This is a genomic window from Mycobacterium sp. 1245111.1, assembly GCF_001673405.1.
Classification (GTDB): Bacteria; Actinomycetota; Actinomycetes; order Mycobacteriales; family Mycobacteriaceae; genus Mycobacterium.
Map to the genome: position 1 here is coordinate 1 of NZ_LZLV01000059.1, position 1,112 is coordinate 1,112.

1 protein-coding gene is annotated in these 1,112 nt (G+C 60.9%); it reads right to left on the bottom strand.

Annotated elements, in window-relative coordinates:
* Positions 1-1,112: MMPL family transporter (locus A5658_RS10585; protein WP_156751378.1), on the bottom strand; the 1,112-nt coding region annotated here is incomplete at both ends.

Below are 1,112 nucleotides of genomic sequence, written 5' to 3' on the forward strand. Positions count from 1 at the left end.
CTGGCCGGTCGTGGGCGGACATGTTGCGGCCACCAGAACCAACGTCCGAGCAGTGTGGCCAGCGACGGCGTCATGAAAGACCGGACGATCAGGGTGTCGAACAGCAGACCCAGCGCGATCGTCGTACCGACCTGACCCATCACCTTCAACGGGCTGAAGGCGAACGTGGCCATGGTGGCGGCGAACACCAGCCCGGCCGAGGTCACCACCGACCCGGAACCGGCCATCGCGCGGATCGTGCCCGTCTTGAGCCCGGCGTGGATCTCTTCTTTGAACCGGGATATCAAGAGCAGGTTGTAGTCCGAGCCGACCGCCAGCAGCAGGATGATCGCCATTGCCAAGACCATCCAGTGCAGGTTCATGCCGAGGATGTACTGCCAGAGCAGTACCGAGAGCCCGAACGACGCGCCCAGCGAGAGCAGCACCGTGCCGACAATCACGACGGCCGCCACCACGCTTCGGGTGATCACCAGCATGATGACGAAAATCAAGGTGGCCGCCGCAATCCCGGCGATCAACAGGTCGATGTTGGAGCCGTCGTGCATGTCCTTATAGGTCGCGGCTGTGCCGCCGAGATAGACCTTGGCGCCCTCCCAGGGCGTGCCCTTGATCGCCTCGTGCACGGCTTTCTTGATCGGCGCGATGTGGCTGATGCCCTCGGGGGTGGCGGGATCGCCACGGTGCGAGATGATCAGCCGCACCGCCTTGCCGTCCGGCGAGAAGAAGTTGTTCAACGCGCGCTTGAAGTCCTTGTTCTGGAACACTTCTGGCGGCAGATAGAACGAATCGTCGTTCTTGGCCTGGTCGAACGCGTGACCCATCGCATTCGCATTGGAGCTCATGTCGTCCATCTGATTGAAGATCCCGGACATGGTGCTGTGCATCGTCAGCATCATCGTCCGCATGTTCTCCATGCTGTCGATCATCGGCGGGAAGTCCGTGAGCAACTGGGGCATCAGCGCATCCAGCTGACTGAAGTCGTTGATCAGTATCTGGAACTTGTCGTCGATCTCGTCAATGCCGTCGACCGCGTCGAAGATGGACCGGAACGAAAAACAGATCGGGATGTCGTAGCAGTGCTTCTCCCAGTAGAAGTAGCTGGTGATCGGCCG